General features: G+C 34.9%; 17 protein-coding genes. 15 read left to right on the top strand and 2 right to left on the bottom strand.

Annotated features, from left to right (window positions below; genetic code table 11):
* Position 1: 1 nt before the first annotated feature.
* The 7 genes from HYN56_RS11395 to HYN56_RS11355 all read left to right on the top strand — a co-directional run bounded on the left by HYN56_RS11395 (position 2) and on the right by HYN56_RS11355 (position 8,072).
* The gene (locus tag HYN56_RS11395) at positions 2-3,055 is read left to right on the top strand and encodes a DNA polymerase III subunit alpha (RefSeq protein ID WP_109192280.1); all 3,054 of its coding nucleotides are present in this window, start codon (positions 2-4) and stop codon (positions 3,053-3,055) included.
* A 292-nt stretch (positions 3,056-3,347) separates the two neighbouring features.
* Complete coding sequence (locus HYN56_RS11385) at positions 3,348-3,974, top strand: SOS response-associated peptidase (protein WP_109192278.1); 627 nt, start codon at positions 3,348-3,350, stop codon at positions 3,972-3,974.
* 40 nt (positions 3,975-4,014) lie between these two features.
* A complete protein-coding gene (locus tag HYN56_RS11380) occupies positions 4,015-4,407 on the top strand; it encodes a hypothetical protein (protein ID WP_146194589.1) in 393 nt (130 codons plus the stop codon).
* 391 nt (positions 4,408-4,798) lie between these two features.
* Complete coding sequence (locus tag HYN56_RS11370; protein ID WP_109192275.1) at positions 4,799-5,923, top strand: HNH endonuclease; 1,125 nt, start codon at positions 4,799-4,801, stop codon at positions 5,921-5,923.
* A gap of 13 nt (positions 5,924-5,936) precedes the next feature.
* On the top strand, positions 5,937-6,554 hold the full coding sequence (locus tag HYN56_RS11365; RefSeq protein WP_109192274.1) for a uracil-DNA glycosylase family protein: 618 nt from the start codon (positions 5,937-5,939) through the stop codon (positions 6,552-6,554).
* 23 nt (positions 6,555-6,577) lie between these two features.
* The gene (locus tag HYN56_RS11360; protein WP_109192273.1) at positions 6,578-7,315 is read left to right on the top strand and encodes a peptide arginase family protein; all 738 of its coding nucleotides are present in this window, start codon (positions 6,578-6,580) and stop codon (positions 7,313-7,315) included.
* Positions 7,316-7,358: 43 nt separating this feature from the next.
* The gene (locus HYN56_RS11355; RefSeq protein WP_109192272.1) at positions 7,359-8,072 is read left to right on the top strand and encodes a hypothetical protein; all 714 of its coding nucleotides are present in this window, start codon (positions 7,359-7,361) and stop codon (positions 8,070-8,072) included.
* A 57-nt stretch (positions 8,073-8,129) separates the two neighbouring features.
* Here the strand turns inward: HYN56_RS11355 and HYN56_RS11350 are convergent, their stop codons facing one another.
* Positions 8,130-12,023: an nSTAND3 domain-containing NTPase gene (locus HYN56_RS11350; protein WP_109192271.1), complete on the bottom strand. Its 3,894-nt coding sequence runs from the start codon at positions 12,021-12,023 to the stop codon at positions 8,130-8,132.
* Between the two features lie 619 nt (positions 12,024-12,642).
* Between HYN56_RS11350 and HYN56_RS11345 the strand changes: the two genes are divergently transcribed.
* The 6 genes from HYN56_RS11345 (at position 12,643) to HYN56_RS11320 (ending at position 19,519) form a co-directional block, all read left to right on the top strand.
* Positions 12,643-13,353: a hypothetical protein gene (locus tag HYN56_RS11345; protein WP_109194780.1), complete on the top strand. Its 711-nt coding sequence runs from the start codon at positions 12,643-12,645 to the stop codon at positions 13,351-13,353.
* A gap of 511 nt (positions 13,354-13,864) precedes the next feature.
* Positions 13,865-14,902, top strand: a complete 1,038-nt coding sequence (locus tag HYN56_RS11340) for a ComEC/Rec2 family competence protein (protein WP_109192270.1) — start codon at positions 13,865-13,867, stop codon at positions 14,900-14,902.
* A complete protein-coding gene (locus tag HYN56_RS11335; protein ID WP_109192269.1) occupies positions 14,899-16,044 on the top strand; it encodes a hypothetical protein in 1,146 nt (381 codons plus the stop codon). The genes HYN56_RS11340 and HYN56_RS11335 overlap by 4 nt, the downstream gene beginning before the upstream one ends.
* Positions 16,037-16,483 (top strand): hypothetical protein, encoded by a 447-nt coding sequence (locus HYN56_RS11330; protein ID WP_109192268.1) that lies wholly within the window; start codon positions 16,037-16,039, stop codon positions 16,481-16,483. The genes HYN56_RS11335 and HYN56_RS11330 overlap by 8 nt, the downstream gene beginning before the upstream one ends.
* Positions 16,484-16,486: 3 nt before the next feature.
* Positions 16,487-18,577 (top strand): AAA family ATPase, encoded by a 2,091-nt coding sequence (locus HYN56_RS11325; RefSeq protein WP_109192267.1) that lies wholly within the window; start codon positions 16,487-16,489, stop codon positions 18,575-18,577.
* A gap of 15 nt (positions 18,578-18,592) precedes the next feature.
* Positions 18,593-19,519 (top strand): phage exclusion protein Lit family protein, encoded by a 927-nt coding sequence (locus HYN56_RS11320; RefSeq protein WP_109192266.1) that lies wholly within the window; start codon positions 18,593-18,595, stop codon positions 19,517-19,519.
* 693 nt (positions 19,520-20,212) lie between these two features.
* Here the strand turns inward: HYN56_RS11320 and HYN56_RS11315 are convergent.
* Positions 20,213-20,668, bottom strand: coding sequence for a hypothetical protein (locus HYN56_RS11315; protein WP_109192265.1), 456 nt, complete (start codon positions 20,666-20,668; stop codon positions 20,213-20,215).
* 810 nt (positions 20,669-21,478) lie between these two features.
* On the opposite strand from HYN56_RS11315, the gene HYN56_RS11310 reads away from it, so the two are divergent.
* Positions 21,479-22,165: a hypothetical protein gene (locus HYN56_RS11310; protein WP_109192264.1), complete on the top strand. Its 687-nt coding sequence runs from the start codon at positions 21,479-21,481 to the stop codon at positions 22,163-22,165.
* 3 nt (positions 22,166-22,168) lie between these two features.
* Complete coding sequence (locus HYN56_RS11305) at positions 22,169-22,621, top strand: hypothetical protein (RefSeq protein WP_109192263.1); 453 nt, start codon at positions 22,169-22,171, stop codon at positions 22,619-22,621.
* The last annotated feature ends 473 nt before the right edge of the window (positions 22,622-23,094 follow it).

The following is a 23,094-nucleotide window of genomic DNA, read 5'->3' as shown; positions in this document are numbered from 1 at the left end:
CATGTACCTCAACTGCCACTCTTTTCATTCGCTGCGCTACGGCACCATTCCGCTGGATGATCTGATAAGACAGGCAGCGGACTGCGGTGTGACGGCGGCGGCCTTGACCGATATCAATACCGTAACAGGGATTTATGATTTTATAAAAGGCTGCCAGGCTCTAGGCATAAAACCGCTTGTAGGGATAGAATTCCGCTGCAGGCACAAATTCCGCTATATCGGACTTGCCAAAAATGCTGCAGGGCTTGCCCAGATGAACCGGTTCCTGACCGATCATAATTTCAGCGGCGCTACGCTTCCGAAAAAAGCACCGGCTTTTGAATCGGTATACTTCATCTATACGTTGGAAAATGCGCCGGCAGAACTCAGCGAAAATGAATATATCGGCATCCAGCCTGACCAGCTCGGCAGGCTTTTTATGCCTGAACTTAAAAAGAAGATTTCCAAAATGGTTGTTCTTCAGCCTGTGGTATTCCGCACCAAAAGGGAATATAACCTCCACAGAATCCTGCGCGCCGTTGACCTCAATGAGCTTCTGTCCAAACTCGGATCTGAGGACTGCTGCAGAAAATCGGATCTGATGATTCCCGAAGCAGAGCTTATCGCCCTGTATAAAGATTATCCCGAGATTATTGAGAATACCAGATACATCATTGAGAACTGCAATTTTCAGTATGATTTCGAAAGCCCGAAAAACAAAAAACATTATACAAAAAATAAAGCGGGAGACATTGCCCTTTTAACAACCTTGGCTGAAGAAGGTCTAGTATGGCGTTACGGACGGCATAATGCAGAGGCAAAAGCACGTGTGGAAAAAGAGCTCAAAGTCATCAATGATCTTGAATTCAGTGGCTATTTTCTCATTACCTGGGATATCATACGCTACAGCAACAGCAGGGGTTTTCTTCATATCGGCAGGGGCTCGGGCGCCAACAGCATAATTGCCTATTGTCTGGGAATAACGGACATCTGCCCTTTGGAGCTTGACCTGTACTTCGAGCGCTTTCTGAACGAAAACCGCAAGAGCCCTCCCGATTTCGATATCGACTGGTCGTGGAAAGAGCGTGATGTGATCCTGAAATACATCTTCGACCGCTACGGTTATGAGAACGTGGCTTTCTGCGGCACGAATGTGGAATTCAAATACCGCTCAATTTTCCGCGAGGTCGGCAAAGTTTTTGGGCTTCCGAAAGACGAGCTAGACATGCTGGCAAAAAATCCCATGAAGCTCCACCAGACCAATTCCATTGTCAAGCTTGTGCAGGAATACGGCATGATGCTCGAAAAATATCCCAACATGCGCAGCATGCATTCCTGCGGAATCCTAATCTCGGAAGACCCGCTGACCAATTACACGCCGCTGGAAATGCCGCCGAAAGGTTTTCCCATCGTCTTGTTTGATATGCATACGGCTGAGGATATCGGTTTTGACAAGTTTGACATTCTCAGCCAGAGAGGCATCGGACATATTGATGATACCGTGAAAATAATTGAACAGAACAGAGGTATTCGCATCAATATCCGCGACAATAGAATATCAAAAAACGAGCAGTCCGCAAACGTATATCTTGCAGAAGGACGAACCATAGGATGCTTCTACATTGAAAGCCCCGCAATGCGCGGACTCTTGCGCCGTCTGAAATGCGATAATTATAAAACGCTTGTAGCGGCATCATCGATTATCCGCCCGGGAGTGGCACAGTCCGGAATGATGAAGGAGTATATCTTCCGCCATAACAACCCGTCAAGATTTGAATATTTCCATCCGGTCTTTGAAAAGGAGCTCGGAGAAACCTACGGCATTATGGTGTATCAGGAAGACGTTATAAAAATTGCCCTGCATTACGGCGGGCTCTCAGCTGCCGATGGAGATATCTTAAGGCGTGCCATGTCGGGAAAAGGACGCTCAAAAGCGGCGCTTCAGAAAGTAAAGGACGATTTCTTTATTGCTGCTGCCGCAAAAGGGCATCCCGAACAGCTGAGCCAGGAGATCTACCGCCAGATCGAATCCTTTGCGGGCTATTCTTTCTGCAAGGCGCACTCTGCCTCCTATGCCGTGGAGAGCTATCAGAGCCTTTATCTGAAGGTGCACTTCCCTATTGAATTTATGGTTGCCGTCATAAATAATCAGGGAGGATTTTACAGAACTGAAATCTATGTGCACGAAGCCAGAATGGCCGGCGCTGTTATCCATACTCCCTGCGTGAATAAAAGCAGATTTGAAACCGCGCTTTACGGTAGCGATATTTATCTGGGATTTATGCACCTGCAGGGCCTTGATTCCAAGCTCTCTCAGTTCATCGCTTTTGAACGCGAGAGAAACGGCATTTATAGATCACTGGAGGATTTCATAAACAGGGTGCCGATGGGCATCGAGAATGTAAAGGTGCTTATTTTCATAGGCGCATTCCGCTTTACGGGAAAAACCAAAAACCAGCTTCTGGTACAGGTAAGCCTTTTGATGAATAATTTCAAGCCTGAAAACCGCGGGCTTATGCTGATTCAGCAGCCAGCAAAAGAGTTCAAGTTGCCTGTCCTGGAGCGCTCGTTATTTGAGGATGCCTTTGATGAAATAGAGCTTTTGAATTTCCCGGTTTCCTGCACCGTTTTTGATCTGCTGCAGACCAGACACCGCGGGGACGTGATGGTCAAGGATTTATTAAAATACCATAAAAAACAGGTCCGCATGCTGGCTTATCTGATCTCCACCAAACAGGTGCCGACCAAAAGAGGCAATATGTATTTCGGGACATGGATTGATTATGAAGGAGCTTATTTTGATACTGCGCATTTCCCGGACAGTCTGGCAAATAACCCGTTTCAGGGAGGCGGCTGCTACCTGCTTTTAGGAACCGTGGAAATTGACTATCATTTTCCGACGATCACCATTTCCAGAATGGCGAAAATGCCATTTATCCCTGATCCAAGATATTCAGACTCAGAAAAAAGGTATACAACGCAGCACAATATCAAACAGGATGTCAGCAGCACCCACCGCCAGCCTTATCCGCAGGAACATGAAATTAATCTGCCGCGCCACAGAATGAAATTTTGACATTTTAGTTATGCAATGTCCTAAGAATGAATTAATTTTGATAGAGAAGAAAAAACAGAAAGAGGAAAACAAGCATGCCGTACATCAGTTTTCTGCTGTTTTTTTTTCTAAGCTTTTGTTTTCGCTTTTCATTTTCTTTAATAAGCCTTTCGATTCGTTTAATGTCTATTGGGTAAGATTCCATAAGATCGTTTATTCAAACTTAAGCTGTATGAAAAAGACAAAAGCCCTTAAAAGGGCAAATTAGTATCAGGATAAGACATTTTTAAAACAGCCTTTAAAACGGAATATTATGTGTTATTATACCCAGCAGAATGCCTCGATAGAAGATCTCAAAAGACGCTTTAATGCGGAACTCGACAATGAGGAAACCTATCTGCAGTCGGATTTTATAAACGGGTTCTCCCATCCAAATATCCCTGTGATACTGAATTCCTCTCCGCATCTAATCACAACGGATTATACTTGGGGACTTCTGCCTTCCTGGGCAAAAGACATCGAGTTCAGGAAAAACACCCTTAATGCCCGCATTGAAACCATTGACGAGAAAGCATCATTCAAAAATATAACGCACAACCGCTGCCTGATAATCGCATCTGCCTATTACGAATGGCACTGGAATGATGAAAAGGGAAAAAGCAAGGATAAGTACCAGATCAACTCGCAGGATGATGAAATCTTCACTTTTGCAGGTTTGTATTCGTCCTGGACGGACCCCGTTACAGATGAAATTAAAAACACCTATACCATGGTTACCACAAAAGCAAACAGACTAATGGACTTTATACACAACCATAAACATAGGATGCCTATTATGCTCAAAAAGCAGGATGAAACCGCTTGGCTGGACCAGTCTGTGGCTATTACCGAATTTGCCTATCCCTATGAAGGAAACTTAATCGCACTTCAGTCAAATTAATAACAGATTTATGAAACAGGATATCGATTATTTCAAGGGTATGAGCACCGAAGACCTGCATCAGAGATTTATGCAGAAGCTGTATTCTAAAACAGAATTCATACAATATAATGATCCTGATGATTTTTTCGATCCCGAACAGGAGTACGGGAACCATATAACACGGTGTATTGCCGAGGAAAGAAATTTTATAAGAGAATTAATTCGCACCGCATCCTCCGAAGCAGGAGCGCTACTGACAGACAAACAGATTGAAGAAATGGTGCAGAAGAAAAGAGAAGAGATAAACAAACTGACGGGATCGGCAATCGAAGATTATATTGAAAAGGTTTCAGTTACCTATATTGATCCTGTTCCGGAATGTGGCCAGAGATCTATTCTCTATAGATGGTTTTGCAGAATTTGGAAATATATAAAATCATTATTCAGCTGATAACTTCTTTAATTAAACCCAACTCTTTGTTCGTATAAAAGAAAACTGCTTGAAATATCCTGTTGTGACGCTGATACGTCAGCATCATTGGCTGGTAAAATTTAACTCAGATCCATTTTTCTTTATCACCAATATGAGAAAAGTTTTGCAAAATATACCGCAGAAAAACACCTTTCTTTCCGATTTAATTTCTGCTAGTACTAAATATTTATTGCCTAAATTTGTTGTTACGGCTATCAAAAGATTCATTCTATTATAGAGATAGAAAAAGAAAGGCGAAAGTGTTATAAAACTTATTCATAATACTCCATTCAAACATATTCTAATTGATTTTTTTACTGCAAAATACTGTGATTAAAATTTGAAATAATAAAACAATAAAAATTCAGCCATGTATACCTGCATTTACTGTAATTCAAATTATGATAAAAATACGGAACATGTCTTTCCTCTCGGCCTTGGAGGAGAAAACATCATGATGAACTGCGTATGCAGTTCGTGCAACAATGCATTTTCAAATCTGGAAAGGGAGCTTTACCAGAAATCTCCTATTGCCTTAATTAGAAGCTGCCAGGGAATTGTTGGAAATAAATCCCGAAACGCAGTCTCAACCTTCAAGGCCCCTATTCTCCTCTGTCAGGATGATATCTCAAAAGTGGTTTATGAAGTGGGGCAGTCTGAAAGTATGCAGGTTTACATTCGTCCGCAAATCATGCAGATTAATGATGTTTTTTATGTTGAAACTGACCAGCTGGACAACCTAAATACGCTAATGAAAAAATTTAAGGCATGGAAATATGGTAATTTACGCATTATCTTAAAACTTCCTGAATCCAAGCAGAAAGCATCTGAATATATTCAGATTGAAAAAATAGATAATAATTATTCGCATAAGCGCTTTTCAGAGCAACTGAAAATAAAAAATGAAATCTTCCTTAATCAAATACCAAATTCACATCATTTGCATAAATTCATGAATCCTCGAATATATCTTGACGACAGTGGAAATTTAAAAATCAGAGCAAAAACAAAAAAAGATGCAGTAAAATTTATTCTGGCACTGCTTAAATTCAGTGATTCCAAAAAGCTAATGACTTCTTATGGACCTATTACTGAAAGTATGAAGGAAATTTCAGTCGGTTTCGATTTCGACTCCAAAAAAAGTGAACAGGCACTGGTGAAAATTACCTTAAACACAATCTTCCATTATTATCCTGCTGCCAAATACCAGATAGTAATGCAACCCTATTTAGATTTTGTCAAAACGGGAGACAAAAAGTTTTCAGCGGGACTTGAGCGCAAAAACAGCATCCTTGATTCGGGAGTCAACACTCATAATATATTTCTTTATCAGACAAAAGCTTTCTTAAGTGCGCGGATCAGCCTTTTTAACGGACAGATAGCATATCAATTTCTCATTTCAGGTCTAAATGTAATGGAACAGAATAGATTTTCTCAGGTCATTGTGGATTATAAACTAAATAAAAATCTTATTAGAAACCATATAATAAATTAACAACCTTATCGTGATGGATTATATTACCAAAAATACATTTACAAAAGAGATCCACCCATGGCAGCCATTTGTGCCAAAAAATGCAGATAAACTAATATTGGGCACCTTTCCCACGCATGAGCGAAACAGAGGAACTTATAAATTTTACTACCCCAATACTAATAATGAATTTTGGAAGATTTTATTTGATATTGCAGGTTTAGGCCTAGAAGATTCACAAGAAAAGGATCCAATAAAATTAAGAAAACACGTTTTGACAAAATTGGGGCTTGGTATTGCAGATATCTGCACCGTAATATATAGGCAAAAGACCAGTTCAAATGACAATGCGCTCTTTCCTATTGAATTTACAGACATTTTCCTTCTGCTCGATAACCATCCCTCTATCAAAACGCTTATTGTGACAAGCAGCTCCAAAAACAGCAGCACATTAGCATGGCTGCATCAGTATTGCAATCTGAACGGATATACCTTTAAAATTCCAAAAGGCAGACTTCCTAAATCAACTATTTTAAACTTTACCAATAGGACTATAAGAATAGAAATAATACCTTCGTCATCAGGGCAATCTCCCATAAAAGGCAATGAACGGCTCGAAATGTATAAAATAGCGTTATTGAAAAGCACTTAAAAGGTCTTTAAAATACTTAAGAAATGGAAATTGAACAATTTGAAATTAATAATAAACAGATTTTTATCTGTGAGGAGCACCACCATGTACTCAAATTTTGGAATCAATTTAGAGATGAGCAGCCATATCTTCTAACATTTGATCATCACACCGATCTTCACAGAGCCTTCCAAGGATTCTTGAACACAGTATCATATTCAGGAAAGCAGTGGAAATCTCAAGAAGAGTGGGATCAACAACAATCCAGGCTGCTTGCAGAAATGTTTGGCGGACATTGGAATATAATTAATGATTTGAAGCATGATGAACATATAGATGCGGCAATCAGAGCTGGTATTATAAAAAAAGCGCTTGTTTATAGCCATGATTCGTATCACAACAAACCTGACCGGGTGTACTGCATAAATGGAAATGAAAATTATAATGGACAACCCGTCATCAATAATTCTCAATCTTACCACCTCCCCTCAACAATAATTAACAGTCCGGATCTTGAAAGAAGGTTGAGCCTCTTTGATCTCTGGATCCCGCGTGAAGAATGGATAAACAATTACATACTGGATATCGACTTAGACTTTTTCCAGACAAAGGAATCAATAACTCCAAAAGACACTGCTTTTTTTAAGGCACTTCTCCAAAAAGCCAAAGGGATATCCATTGCAAAAGAAAGCAAGTGGATTGCGGTATGGGCGTGTGAATATGATGCTGATTTAACAGTAAAGTTTCTTCTTGAAACTTTGTTGGATCTTATAAAAAAATAATACTTTTATGACGTTGTACTAATAAATCAATTATTGAACTTAAATGGAAAAACAGATTCTTGACAAAAATCAATGGCAACTACTAAGGACAAACTTTAACAATAACTATGATTATAATGACGACTGGAAAAATATTATAGAACTATTCAGAACTAGAATAGAAAACTATTACCTCTCACCAATAAACAAAATAAAGGTACCAGGTATATTAAAAGGTGAAGGCTTTGCGATATTGACCATTCAGTGTGCCTTAATAGAAATGTTTGCTGCTTTTAAATCAGGCCAAATCCATAATTACAGAAAAAACGGTAACAGGCCCTCATTTGAATACAAGGTAGCTGATCACTGTTTCATAAATTTTCTCCAGACTGAAAAAATATTTGAAAATCATTTTTATAGATATAGTGCAGGAGGCGTAAAGATTCTAAATGATCCTTTTAAAGCGAAAGATTTTTACAGTAGTGTGCGCTGCGGTTTGATGCATGAAGCAAGAACAAAAGGAAGCTGGGTGATTAACGCTAAAAGAGTATATAAGGGCACTGAACGTATATTTATAACAGAAGACAGCGGTACGATTCGTGTCGACAGAAATATTTTAAGCAAGTTGCTTAACGAATATTTTGATAATTATCTGCTCGAACTTTCTGCTCAAACTCAAATTGGAAATAATTTACGAAGATTATTTGCGAGAAAACTGGATCATCTTTACGATATTGCTCCTGATTCAAATAATTATGACTGGTGGCAGGACAACTAAATATCTTCTAATAATCGTTATTAAAACTAAGACGAAATATATGCAATCAATACATATTTATAAATAAATCTGTAAATCAGTCCTTCCTATACACTCTTCAAAAATAGATTTAATTTGAAGTTCCATTTCTTCTTCCTGCGCTTGACATTTTTCAATAAAAGCAGTACTAGAAGAGTTAATAACTTCAGCAAGCCTGCTATCTAATGAGGTCTTTTTAATCGAATACCAGTGCTCAACAATATCAAAGCTCTTTGAAAGTCTTAAATTTCTACTTTCTAATGCAAATGTAATCACTGTTGAAGTGGAAGTTTCCAAATCCTCATCATCAGTATTATCAAATCCAAGTTCAAATATTTTATTTATAAATAAGTCAAAATATAAATTTTTATTTATAGAGTCTAGTGTTATTAAATTTTTTAAAAGATCGAGGTTTGATGCATTAGATATACATTCAATATTATCAATAATATGCTTTTGGATGAAATTAATCAAATCTGTATTTTTAGTTTCATACATTGTACTTAAAAATGTATCGCTTTCTGTATATCTATCATTCATCAGTTGAAGAATAAGCAGTAATGACATAAATTTCAAATTCGTATCGTCACAATCCTTTACAATGGCTTCAAATATTTTTTCATGATTTATCCATAATCCATTCCTAGTACTCTGAAGCTTAAATATATCCTCAAAAAAGACCAGTACAGCTAAGGTAAAATTCTTTTGTTCTGGGTGTTCCAAATAATATTTTAAAATTGAATCCCACAAAACTTTATTTATATTGGAGTAGCTCTGCACAGAATAATTAAGATAAGTGGTATATATAATATCTCCCATTAAATTATCCGGTATCATCTCGATAACCTCATTTGCATTCTTATCCTTAGTTACGTATCCTAAGGCTGCCATTTGAACCTCATCGTTTGCTTCACTATTCGTAAACGCCATCACTTTTGCCATAAGGCAGCTAGTTCGGATTTTCTCCAAAACTAGTTTGAGTTCTTTCTTATTCAATAATTTACTTTTGCTCACCAACTGATTTATGATACTGCTCTGAAACGATTTATCATCGAACTCTAGTAAACTTTTAATCATTTCTAAACGCTTAATTCTTTTGATCTTTTCAAAATTTTCATCAAAAAAAGAAAAGAAAACCTCACCCAGACCTGAACGTCGATCGGGATCTTTAAAGTATACTTTTAACCAGTCGATAAATGCATTCAACAAGTTTGTTTTGCATATATCTGTTACTAGCGCCTCATTTAATGTATTGTGAAAACGGCCATTATTAATCCTTATGTCAGATGGCAGGTACTTAAATAATATCGGCATTAGTTCTCCCCACAAATACCACATAGGTCTGCGGGCTGTAGGTTTGACTTCATACCACCAGTCAAATGTTGCACTGGTGTAGCCCGCTGAGAATTGTGTAAAAAAAGTAACGGCGCCATAAGATACAAAACGGTCATCAAAAATAGAACGCATAAAATCAAAAATTTCTTTTTGTTTGCTTTTATCCTTTAAGTAGGGATAAGAACGAAAAAGTCCTTTTATAAGTTGAAATTTTACAAAGGCATCATTTTCATAATAAATTTCTTTGAGTTCGTTGAAAGTATCTATATTTATGCTGGCCGCCAGAAGGTATGCAGCAAATTCACGAATAAAAGCCTCGTCATAATTCAGAAAGGTTTTAATCGCTTTTATTTCATAGCAAAGCGGTTGGGGATTCGTTCTGCTGGCCCTAATCATTGATTTCAACATCAAGGCTGCAGTTTCAACTGGCAATAAACGCACATCTTCCATGAAATCTGCCCATGCATTTTGAGTATCCTTTTTACTCAAACACTCATTTCCGAACCAGCCAACCTCAATATGCTTAAAATCTGGTACGAATACAATATTGTCCTTCCAGAAATACTTTGTACTCCCATATTCAAATCGATTCTCAAATATACTCCTTAATCTGTCTTTACTCTCTGCATTCAAAAAATCAAAACAAGAGATTAAAAAAAGAGCTGCTTCATCACGGACTATAACAAATGTAGAATTTGCCGCCATTTCCGCTATTGCTATAATCTCCTGATGATCAGAAGTTTTAGAGGTGTTTTTAAATAGCAAATATAGATTTCTTACACCTTGAAGCGCCATTTTTGGATTAAGACATCCAACTATCATTTTTATTTTTCGCAGAGAAGCTGTAAATCTCATAGGATTGTCGCCTGACCATAATTTACGAGCAGCCTCCTGGTAGACAGGATGCGCAAAAACAAATTGCTCACCATAGGTCGTCAGATAACCTAAATCTATAAGATTAGAGACAGAATTTAGGAACGCTTTATTTACATTTGATTGTACTTTGTATTCCGCAATTTTATAATCGGCTGATTTTCCTATAGCTATACCAGAATTAGACGAGTTTATTTTATTAATGCCCGGAAAATAATCTTTCTCGTCCGCATCTATATATTCAAGATCAACCTGCAACGGTCCAAAATTTGTTGAAGCTCCCAATGCTAAAATCTCCATAGCTTGAATTAGATTTGGATCTCTTTTAATCAAATCTGTAATACTCTGGGCGTTGAATTGTGCTAAATGCCTGAGTTCATCTAATGTTGACGGAATTGATCTATAAGAACCTCCTCTCGAAAGGAAAGCAAGCTGTCCCGGTTGTAGCATATCTTTGTCTGAAGAAAACGAAATTGCCTGTCTGACTAGCTTATTTAACTGCGCTGGGACTTTCTTCCCTGAATCTGTCAATTGAGACCATATTTCAAAAGCCTTTGACTTATCCGTTAAAGTTAAATCATGCCAGTTGTATGCCGACAGACATCCACTTGCTGACAATTTATCTGTTAGCTGTAGCGTTGCTGTACAGATCAGGTAATGGTCTCTATTAGGAGATATTTTACGAACAAAATTTTCAAGTTTTTTCACTTCGCCATAATCAATATCAGAAGGATACTGTCCAATAGGATCTTCCAAATAACAGATTCGCCCTTCCTCTTGTCTTCCGCTAAAAACGAACTGTTCAGCTGCTCTTATATCACTAGTTATAAAATAACTAAATCCTGGAAATTCATTATGTAGCTCTCTTACTACTTGATGACATCTCTGGGTCTTTCCGCATAATGACGCACCAGAAAGGAGCAGCAGTTTATTCTTCTTCAATTCATCAAGAAGGATATCTTCATTTCCGATTTTTACATAAGGTTGAAAAATCTCAGGTTGAAAAGATAAATTTTTGTCAATTAAAGAATTTAAATCATCTAGAATATTATAATCAGTCCCTGAAGAATTCCTAATAATCTCCAATAACTGAAGAACTAATGTTTCCTGATACGAGACTGCAACTTTGGATTTACTTAATAAAATTCCAATCTTCTCTCTAATGGAAAAAGCGTCAAGTTGATCGACTATTGTTATTTTATCAAGCAGCAGTTCAATTTCTTCAATATTTAGTTTTTTAAGGTGGTTTTCAACAAATTTATTTCGTACGTCGGAGTCTGCCTGACATTTAATGACTGCTTCTGTAAATTCTTTAAGCACTTTCTTAGTTCTTTTTTGCTGATGCTTTACCAGATTAGTATTATTGGCAATGATTGATAAATCCTCGCAAAATTGTTCAGCTCTTGCGGAAGTAATAATGAAATATTCATCTGTTACTTTATCGTTTAGTTTTGAAAGAACATAAAGATCATTACTGTAAGGATCAAACTTAGTAATGCATTTTAAAAAATAATTTTTATTAAGCGCAGGCTTTCTTTCTTTGCATTCAAATTCAAATTGCACATCTATGCCTTTTTCTTTGAAGACCAAACAAATATCCCCTTTACCTTTACTATCAATAATTACTGACTTAACTGTTTTAAAGCTTCTATAGAACAGATATAAATACAGACCTGTTAAATACTGGTAATGGTATCCGGAAGGACCAGCTTTCGTTACACTCATAAAATATATTCTTTTACTGACATATTAATCTAGACAACGTTTAAAAAACTGCATAAAAAATTTCTACATCCAAAAATGCTAATGACCAAAAATATTGACATATCGAAAATATCAAGAAAACGTCTATACTTTTTACAAACATTTTATGCATATAAACGCCTAAAATAGCATTAGGATTTATTTGAAGTAAATATAGCAATTACAACGAAAGTTAGCAGAATTTTCAGTCAAAAGGACTAGATGCACTAAGAAATAATAGTTTGCAGGCACCGATGCCCTTAAATTTGTCAAGAAATCTCTCTTTCCCAGTCCAGAAAAGTACCAAACAGTAAAACATTGAAATCACTCTAAATTAATTACTCAATAGTTACACTACTCCATTCATAACAGGCATTAAATGAGCATATTTCTATTCTTGAAAACTAAACATCAGAATATTAAGATAGTAACTTAATTTTAATTATATTTATCCATTGCTTTTAACGGAAGCGAGCCGTCCATCACAGCAAAGCTGTATCAGCACCGTCTTATTTACAATTTCATTGTCGAAACTTAATTCTCGTTTCGAAAAGTGGAAGGTGGACGACATTTTTTTACGAGATTTAAAATCACAATGAAAATGAAACAGAACAAAGCAAACCACAGTGAAAGCTACTTAAAACGTCAGGCTAAGAAAATCAAAAAACAACAAAATATTACACACATTCAAGCATTGGATGTTGCCGCCATAGAGGCCGGATTCACTAATTTTAAGAATTTTCAAAACAGTATTACAAGAGAAAATGCCTTAAAACCCAGCATCGTCAATAAGGGAGATATCACAAGCAAAAAATTAAAGCTCACGCCAGTAAAAAAAATTGATCCGTATCGCAATCTTTTAGTGGCAGGAGTAAATGAACTCCTAAAGAGGAAACTGATTTCCCTACATAGTCCTGGAAATCTGCACGAAAATGATGAGAAGGGACACATTTTTGCAGAAGTTTTCGGATATCCTTCCGTTATAAAATGGCGTGACATAGGATTCGGTGAACTTGAAATTGCTGTATGGTGGAAATACGACCACAGCAGACATCCGCAAGCTGAGCTGCAAGGTAGAAGTCGGGAAAGTTTCAATAACACTAGTCCATTAGCTCGACGAGAACTTTACAAAAATTTTGTTGGAGTAACTATTACCGGCTGGCTAGAGAGGCAAAAAGGCAAACATCTGATGGGGAAAGACAGGGAACGTTTTGTTGATGTTTACACAAGAAAGGGTGAAAAATCAGAATTAGAGAAAATGCCTTCTCAAAAGCCTTTAGGATTTGAAGCAGAAGGTAAATTTTATTTTTAGAATAAAATTAAAATCACAAAAAAGCCTGCATTTTTGCAGGCTTTTTTATTCTAGGTTGTAATTTTTACTTATCGATCAAAAAACCATCCGCTCTTTAAAAAACATTAACTTGAAAAATTTACAAACCTAACTTTCAAAATTAACAAGTATAGGAGCAAGTACAAATACCTGAATTCATTTATAGTAATGCTCGAAATACAAAATCAATAATTTTAATAATCATTCAAAAATTTAAAGAAATAAATACTTTCGAGTAAAAATATGCTAGTTAAAACCCTATTAATGAGATGTTACAAAAAAGATACAGACTTGCAAAGAATTTAAAATAGTTATCGCACTAATAAAAAAACGCTAATTGTATACTGATAAGTGCAAAAAAAAAACAGTCTTAATCTTACTATATATAATATTAAGAAGTGATTTTTTGTATTTTTAAACCAACTAATCTTTTAATTATGCAAAATAAATACATAAAACAATTTATGAGTGCATCCTCTTTAAATTATTTGCAATGTTAAAGCTGGATTGTTTTCTTGCCGGAAAAGGTGATAGTTTTTTACTCACCTGGAATGAAGAAGGTCCACATCGACTTCTGATTGATGCGGGAAACCAAAATACTTATCGATTTTTTAAACCCATAGTTCAAGATTTTGGTAAGGACGACTCTATACTTGTAACTCATGTAGATTATGATCATGTTGGAGGTTTTTTTAAATGGTTGAGCGATAAGGAAACCAAACTTAATCCTGCATTAAGAGTTTTTATGAATACTCCACAGCTTGTTTTTGCGCCTTCAGATTCCGATCTAGTTGGAGTGGAACATGGCGTAAAGTTGGAGGAACTTCTATTTACTCGTGGCATACATTGTACACCTCTCTATTTAGACCAGACTGATGGTAATTCAATTACCATGCACGGGTTAAAACTACAGATTCTTTCCCCAAAGAAAGAAGTAATTGATACATTGGTGTCCAAATGGACTGCCAATGAAATTTATCAACAGTATGAACAAGCGAGAAACCAAGTTGACAACAAAGTAGCTACACGTGACGAATTATTAATTGAAAGAAATCATATTCTATCCAATCAGCCTGTGCCACACAATTGGGAAACAGATCTTCTCAATGCCAGCTCCATCGCTTTTACAGTAGAATATCAAGATTTTAGGCTCTTATTTCTAGGTGATGCTAATCCGGAACTTATATGTGAAGAATTAGAACTCAAAGGGCATACAAAAGAGAAACCTCTAGAAATTGATTTATTTAAAGTAAGCCACCACGGCTCCAAACATAATACAACTCAAGACTTATTGGAAAGAATAAAATGTTCAAAATATTTGATCTCGACTGACGGAACTGGGCCTTATTACCATCCTTCAAGGGAAACTTTAATATTAATAAGCACCTATGGCAGAATTTCAAATGACCATCCCATTACAATTTATTCGAATTACCCTTTGCCTTTGGACAAACTTTTAACGCCTGAAGAGCAAGAAACACTTAATTTGGATTTTCAAGTAATTAAATTTTTAAAATTTCCTGAAGAATGATTACTCCTAATTTAAATACCACTACGGGTCTAATTCATAAGGATGGCAAATTTATTGGTAGTTCAGTAATTTTCCCATGGAATGGAGATCTACTATGTTTAACAGCAAGTCATAATTTATTTGGAAAAAAATTTGACCAATCACCCGACCTAAAAAAATGGAATGTCGTAGATCATACTGGTCTAGCACATCCGATTATTGAGTTAGTGGGAAATCACGAATTGGCAAAAGAACATGATATTTTAATTCTTAAATTAGATTGCCAATCGGCTCTCGCAAATTTCATATGTCCAAAATTCTGCTCAATTCCAAAAAACCCTGCACATTCGCTAATGTTTCGCGGAAAGTATGAAAGCTCTAAAACTTCGGTGACTCACAGAAAATTAACTTTCAATACAGATTGTGATAAAATTACCTATCATTTCCTATGTGATGTCGATAAAGTTCTTTTAACTAATAATACTTATAGTTCTGGTAGTGACTGGTTAGGCGGATGGTCAGGCTCTGGGTTGTTTATTGAAAATCATAAGGAACTAATATGCGCAGGAGTCATGACAGAAATTCCAAATAAAGGAGATGACGGTCAAATTCAATTTGTAAGTGTAACGGCTTTATCTGCTCTTAACATTTTAGGAATAGAACTTCCAATAATGAATTCAGAGGAATTAAATTTCGACGCTGCCCTGAATGCAAGTTCATTAGAAGCTATTTTTGACGCTATTGATGAGGATGCTATTACTGAATGGGAGAATAATGATCTTAATAAACCGCAACTTGAATATATCAACGACAAACTTCCTAATGTATATCCCAAAGATCAATTAGAAAAAAACAAAAGGCATATTATAAAAAAAATGCTTCTTGGTAAAGCATACATTACTGCTGAGTTACGTAATAATGAACAATTGTTTGCTCTATATAAAGATGCCTACCGAGTTTATGATCTAGAAGATAAAAACATCTATGCCAATGATAAAATGGAGGCTCGTCTTGGAGTTACAAAGATTAAGAATGAATATGAAAGTTACTTACGTGATTGTTTAGGTTCTGTCTTTTCTGTCTCGGATGTAAAGCTTTTGGCATTTTATGGAATTAGTGAATGGATTGCAGATTGTAGTTTAAGCATCTTAGGTAATGAATGAAAAAATAACAATAAAAGGAAATAAGATCAAGATTCTTGAAGGTTATCAAGACAACGATCAGATTAATATATTGATGATCTTACTGATTATAAAATATTCGGTTAATGGAAAAACGCTTTCAGTACCTTTAAAAAAGATCGCCTTTATTTTGGATGCCGTAAAGAAAAATGTTTCCGTAAAAAAGCTATCAACTTTGCTTTCTTCCCCTTGGGAAATTTCCGGTTCATTGCGTAAAAACATAATTTTATCGCATGAGAAAAAATATTTAGTAATAAAGGACAATAACGGAGTTATTAGTTTTGGATTAAGCATTACAGGATTATCCATAGTCACAGAAGTGGAAGAAAACAATATAATGCCAGAAATTCGTAAAGAAATTATGAAATGGTGCAAAGCTGTTAGTATGACCGAACTTAAAAAACAACAATTAATCTGGTAGAAAATGATCAAGATTCACTCAATTAAAGCCTTGGTTACAGAAACTGAGGGTGGAAAATTTGGTTTCGAATACAGTTTTAGTTCTGGACTAAATATTCTTTCTGGCGACAATTCTAGTGGTAAATCCACTGTATTGTCTTGCATCTATTATTGTCTAGGGATGGAGCAATTGGCTAGCTATGGTAATTCTGACGGACTAAAAGAATGTTTAAAGACTAGTTTCAAGTACAATAACCAGAACTTTAATGTTTTTGAATCGTCCGCACAACTAGAAATCAGCAACCAAGATGGCGAAATGGCTATAATTACAAGGGTTATCAAATCTCACTATGAAGAAGACCCTAATTTGATTAACGTCCAGATCAATGATGGATCACCTGAGGAAAAGTTTATACACGCAGCAGGTGATACTGACCATTCTAACGGCTTTTATAAATGGCTTTCTGATTTTTCAAAAATACCAATACCGCTTTTTGTCGATGATGACGGAACTACGCAAAAAATACTGTACCTGCAGCAGATATTTGCGAGCTCATTCGTGGAGCAGACAAAAGGCTGGTCAGATTTCTTTGCACAGATTCCTGTTTTTAACACAAAAAAAGCCAAACAAAAAATTGTCGAATATACGTTAGGTCTTAGCGGATTAATAGAAGAGTTTGAACTCGATAAACTAAAGCAGCGCGAAAAGGAATATAAAAATGTTTGGACAAATACTGTCGAGACTTTTCAAACTATTACGTCATATTACAATCTGATAACCGCGAACCTTACAGAAACGTTTACAGCTGAGCTTTCTCCGGCAAAAATCGCAAAACTTGATTTGCAGACTAGAGATACCAAAGGCAATTATAGTACCTTAGAGCAAATAATATCAGAACTCAATGAAAAAAGTCGGATTTTAACTATAAAAAATACCTTGGAAATTTCCAAGGTAACCAGCGATGAAATTTTGTCAAAACAAGAGGAAACAAGCAAAAAATTAGCCCTTTTAAATAAAGAACTACAGAAAGTTAATGAACAGCAAGTCAATGAAGAAATAAAAATAAAAAATTATTTAAGTACAGTTGATCATTTAAGCAGGGAGATTGAAGCTCTCGAGGGGATAAACAAACTTAACCAGCTACAATCTTTTCATGTTGGAGCTGTGGAAAATTGTCCAGTCTGCAACTCATCTTTACTAACTAATCCCAACATCGAACTTAAAAATATTGATCGAGTTGACGGCTCAAAATCAATATCATTTTATAAGTCCGAACGCAGCTTATACGAATCGTATCTTAAAAGTTCACAAAATCTTAGTGAACGCTTTGATAAAATAGTCAATTATTACCAAGAGAAGATTGGTGAATTAAAAAACACTCTGTCTATTCTAGACAAAGAACTACTGGACGATTCACGAATTCCTTCACGAATAAGCATTGACGAAGAAATGCGCATAAAGTTTGAACTTGAAAAAATGACTAAGATTAGACATCAATTTAAGAGATTTAAGACAGACTTAATGCAAATCTCGGAAAAACTTGCACAAATTCGAGCAAGAAAAGAAGTGCTTAAACGCCATTTTGAGCTTGATCAGAAAAAGATATATGATTTCAAAAATCAATTTATTGACTATTTGGATAAATTTGGCTATTCCAAAGAAATACTTTCACGTATATACATTTCTCAAGAGGAATCAAATAAACTATTCCCAGTTGTAAGCGTCGGCACCATAACGCCGCAGCCTATTAGATTACTATCGTCAGCTAGTGATTTCATTCGTGCACAGTGGGCATTCTATATGACCTTATTGGTGAAAGCTGAACTGCATCTTGGAATCTTAATTCTTGACGAACCAGGACAGCATGCAATAGCATCTGCGGATTTAAAACAATTGTTAAAGGAAACCAGCAAGAATAAGAATCGGCAAATATTGGTTGCAATTTCGAAAGAAGATAAAGTAACAATTTCTGAAAATGGTCAAATTAAAAAGGTAGAGGTGGATCTTTTAAACATTCTTGAAGAAACTAAATTAGTTAAAGATCAAGACTATAAAATTAATATTATCGATTCGCATAATCGAAAAGACAAATGCATTCAACCTATGCAACATTAATATTCTGCGTTTTTAATGAAAAAAAGTATTAAACTTCCCAGTCATACTGGAGAACAGCCCATTCGCGTCTTAAAGCACAATATAAGTAGTAGGTTTGAAAATTTGCATGGTGATTTTGCGAAGGAAATCCAAGAAATGATAAATTCTGGCAAACTTTTTCCTGGTATTTATTATCACGTTTCACCTAGAGCAATAACACAGAATCAGAAGCCTTATGTTGATGAAACAGGTAAAGTTAATATTCATGAAACCTTTATGTCATTTGTCTGGATAAATTGCTTCAGTTTATTTATTATGTATGAGGAAGGTGTTGCTAAACCAATGCAAAAAAAGCAGGGGCAAGCAAATATAGAGGAAGTGAACGTAGCTTTATTAAATATAACTGAAGAACTTTTTCAGTATGGTAAATCTTTAGTAGTATCTTATTCCCCTTGGGACAAAAAATATTTTCCCAATCCTGAAGAATTTTCAGAGGAAGAGGAATTTCATGTCCTTAGAACTAATAGTTTATATATGTATGCTATGACTTTTATATTAGCACATGAGTACGCGCATCTAGAATTAGACCACTTCAATAAAAAGAATCAAACTAGTATTGATAAAGAGATTGAAGCGGATAAACGAGCAATCGAGTTGCTTTTGAATTGTCGGGATGATGAAAATAAAAAAAGTGTTGAATACGGCCTTCTTATGGGTTTTGTTAGTTTGCTATTCTTAAAGGATAATGTTTACGGACAAGAAACTCATCCTGATACTGATGAAAGAATAAAAACTTATCTCTCAATCTTAGATGCACCTCCTGAGGAACCAATCTGGGGAGTAGCCACCTTAGCGATAAAACTTTGGGATAATCAATTTCAACTTGGTTTTTCTTATCCAACTTTTGTAGATGATTTTAAGCAATTTTTTTATCAAATGTGTTCTCAGATCAAAAGTAGGTAGCTTTGCTAATCAAATTTTATGAATTAATATGTAGCTCTGGCCAGTAAAATAATAGGAAGACGCGAAGCAGCGAGTATTGTAGTTGTATTATCTACCGCTATTCTAGCGGGTAGTACTGGGTATTCACTTGTTTAAATAGTTAAACACACTTTAAGCTAATTTAAAATTAACTGAAAAAAAATCAAGATAAACGCTGGGAAATATAATTTACAAGATGTAGATTACTTTCCTGAACCGTGTCCTATCCAAAAGCCGAGGGTTTTTCCAAAGTAGGATTAAAGGTGAAATCCTTTTATTGAATTCTTCTAATAAAAATTCGCTTATGCTTTTTGCGAATGTGGAAAGCCAGTAATTGGAAACCATAGAACTTTCGCGCAAAAAATGAAATTCATTCGATCCAGGTGACTTAAAAAAAATGCGTCAAAATATCATTGGCTGATTTTAGCTCTTATAAACAGAAATCTCTTTCAGATAAAAAAACGGATGAAGAAGCGCACAATCAGGTAAATAAATTAAAGCCGGCATAATGCCGGCTTTTTTCGTGGCCCAGACACTTTAGGGCAATACTGAACAATCACATGGGTCATTACTGCTACTATAGATTTTTATATTACATATTCCCGTGCAGGAAAATCTTATGCTCCCTGCTAAATGCTGCGGTACTTTTGAACCGTGTTTTTCTCTGATAGATACTTAGAAGTCGTGCTTTAGTAGATAACTCTGAATTGACATGTCAAAAATATTATCCTCAATCACAACCTGCTCGAAAATTCCGACCTGTATCTCTGCATCCAGCAACTGCTCATTCATCGCCTGCGCTTCAGCGATGTAAAGATTCCATGAAAGTATGTCAATTTTATCTTGATGCTCAAATAATAATTTTGCCAGCTCCAACTCCGAAAACGATGCCTTTGCTAGATCTCCCCATTTTGCAAAGCATGCAATCTTGGCAATAACGTGTTGGGCATTCATCAGTGTAAAATTTTCCTCGTCGATGCCATAATCAGTAATGACATCATAGATATGAAAATACTTTGGCGAATACTCGTAATTAAAATCGCCACCTGTGTTTTCAGAAATTACTTTTTGGGTCTTAAAATCTCTAAATAGATTTTTTGCTTGTAGTTTGAAAAAGTCAATAGGTTCCATAATATAATCCTTTTAATTTCAAAGATTATTATCCAAGGATTTTGCGTTTGTATACTATGGTGGGATAATAAGCTCTGAAGGTTATATTATCTATCTTTTGGCTGATAAAATCTTTACACAAACGAGCAGGCGTACCAAAAAAACCTTATACAAATATATAACTTTTTTTGTTATTTATATAAAATCATTTATTTTTTCTCAGGCTAACTCCTTTATTCAGTACTTAGTATCCTCAAGTAATAGTCCAATTCCTAGTTATTCAAACGAATATATTAATAGAAATATGATTCGTAAAAAAATAAAGATCAGATTGATTGATTGAAAGACTTTTTCCAAAGTTTTGGATTTGCGACAGAATCATGCCAAAGTTTCTATATAGAAAAAAATCCCGAAAATTCGAGACCTTAGAAGTTTAAACAATAGTATCTTAAACAAAGAATTAGATCGCTTTAATATAAATATGGGTGCAAAATCGGTGCACCTACATACAGGGCACAATTTAAAAAACTATAATACAGCTAATTGAAATCTTAAGTTGAAATCATTACTACACCAAAAATGCTATAAAAATCATTAATTTAACACCGCAATACTGTATTAATGAATAATGATTTGATTATCTATGTTTGAGTTGTGTTATCGCTAAAGCGAAAAAATCTTCACATTGATGCTTTTTATTTCAGTTGAAATTTATTCTTCAAGTTCACATCTCGAAAAGTTAAAATAGAAATTAAAAATTTTTTATGTTAATAAATTTATCTTGGTAAAATAATAATAACTTTTACTTTTATAAAAATATTAACAAGCAACATGTCAGAAGAAATTTCTAAAAAGTCAATAATAGATTTGAGCACAGTAATTGCTGTAGGTGGTATAATTCTTTACCAATTAGGTTGGCTTTATTGGGAAACTTTTTTTAACAGCTTAAATATCGATAGTTCATTTATTGATATTCCAATAGAAAAAATTATATCAACCACTTGGTGGACTATTGCTGTTGTCATAATCGTGTTTCATAGAGTTCTTGACCTTATATCAACTAATAAACATATAATTCCACTTTCTGATGGTTTATTGTACGTAGCTCTTGCATTAGCTCTTCTATATTTTGTCTACAATACTGAAGATATATGGTACACTTTAGCAACTATAACATTTTTCTTAGTAATATTTAGTTTAGAATTTATAAAAAGATTTTTAGGAAGTATAACAGGCAAAAAATATATGTACGCCGTAGCTATTATTATGTATGTACTTGCTTTCTATTTTTATTCAAGTAAAGCAACAAAAGATGCTAATATTATAAAATCATATAGGTATAACGATATTGAAATTATAATGAATGAAGGAAACAAAATTATAAAGGGAAAATTTATTTATTTTATGAATGACAAGTATTTTGTGTTGAGTCAAAACAAAGAAAAAAAAATAGTAACCTTAGTTATTAACAATAGTGAAATTAACCACACTACGTTATTAACTTCAAAATCTAAATAATCTATGACTAACGAGGAAATTATAAATTTTACGCAGGAAAATTATCCATATATAATAGTATTCTTCCTCATTTTATTCTCTGTCGAAATTATTTCAAAGATAGCTGCAATTTCCAAAAAGCTACCAGCTTTTTTAGTCACTTTTGAACATTACAAACCCATCGCATTTTGCAGAAAATTTTTAATCTATATTTTTCCAGTACTGATAATAGCAGGTTTTATTTTCATTTACCGAAATTCGCTTGTAACTTTTGGGATAACGGGTCTCTTTATAATCTTTTGCACAATGTATTCGATGATATTGATTTTATTATTATTGAGTACAATACAACACACAACTTCCTTACAAATAAAATATAAAAAGGAGGAACAAAATTTATATGTAGAAACATTTGAAAATATTTATAAAGCAATTGACACACTTGGTAAAGCAATTACGGAAAAAGACAAAAAGTAAATTAGTATTATTTGAGCATTGTTCTTTTCGACTTGATACGTTTTCTGCCCAAAAAAGTTAAGACCAATTTTACAGATCCTTTACCAGTTAAAGTTTCGTGGCATAATCATGAAACACTGCGTTTTATAAAATCAAAAACTTAGCAAAATTAAGTCTTGTCGAGCTTAGTTTCGGATCGATGTAGCAACGAAAATCAGCATAAATATTACACTCTGAGTTTTGTGGCAGAATCGTGGCACATTGAATTTTTGACGACCGTATAGTCAACAAAATCAAGTCTTAACATTTTTAGGTTCGAAACTTATTAGAGTCCCTTGTAAAAAAAAAGAAACCATTAAATTATTCAAAGAATAGGAGGATTGATTCTCTTATTAAAACCACTTGTTAATTTGCTGTTCTACTGAAGCAAAAAAGTGATTTAGTTCTGTCATATTGAATTGCTCTAATACTAGTTTCAAAAGTACATGTAAACG

The sequence above is a fragment of the Flavobacterium crocinum genome (assembly GCF_003122385.1).
In the GTDB taxonomy this organism is placed as follows: Bacteria; Bacteroidota; Bacteroidia; order Flavobacteriales; family Flavobacteriaceae; genus Flavobacterium; species Flavobacterium crocinum.
Note: the sequence above shows the minus strand (reverse complement) of the source record. Positions and strands in the feature narration are given on the sequence as shown.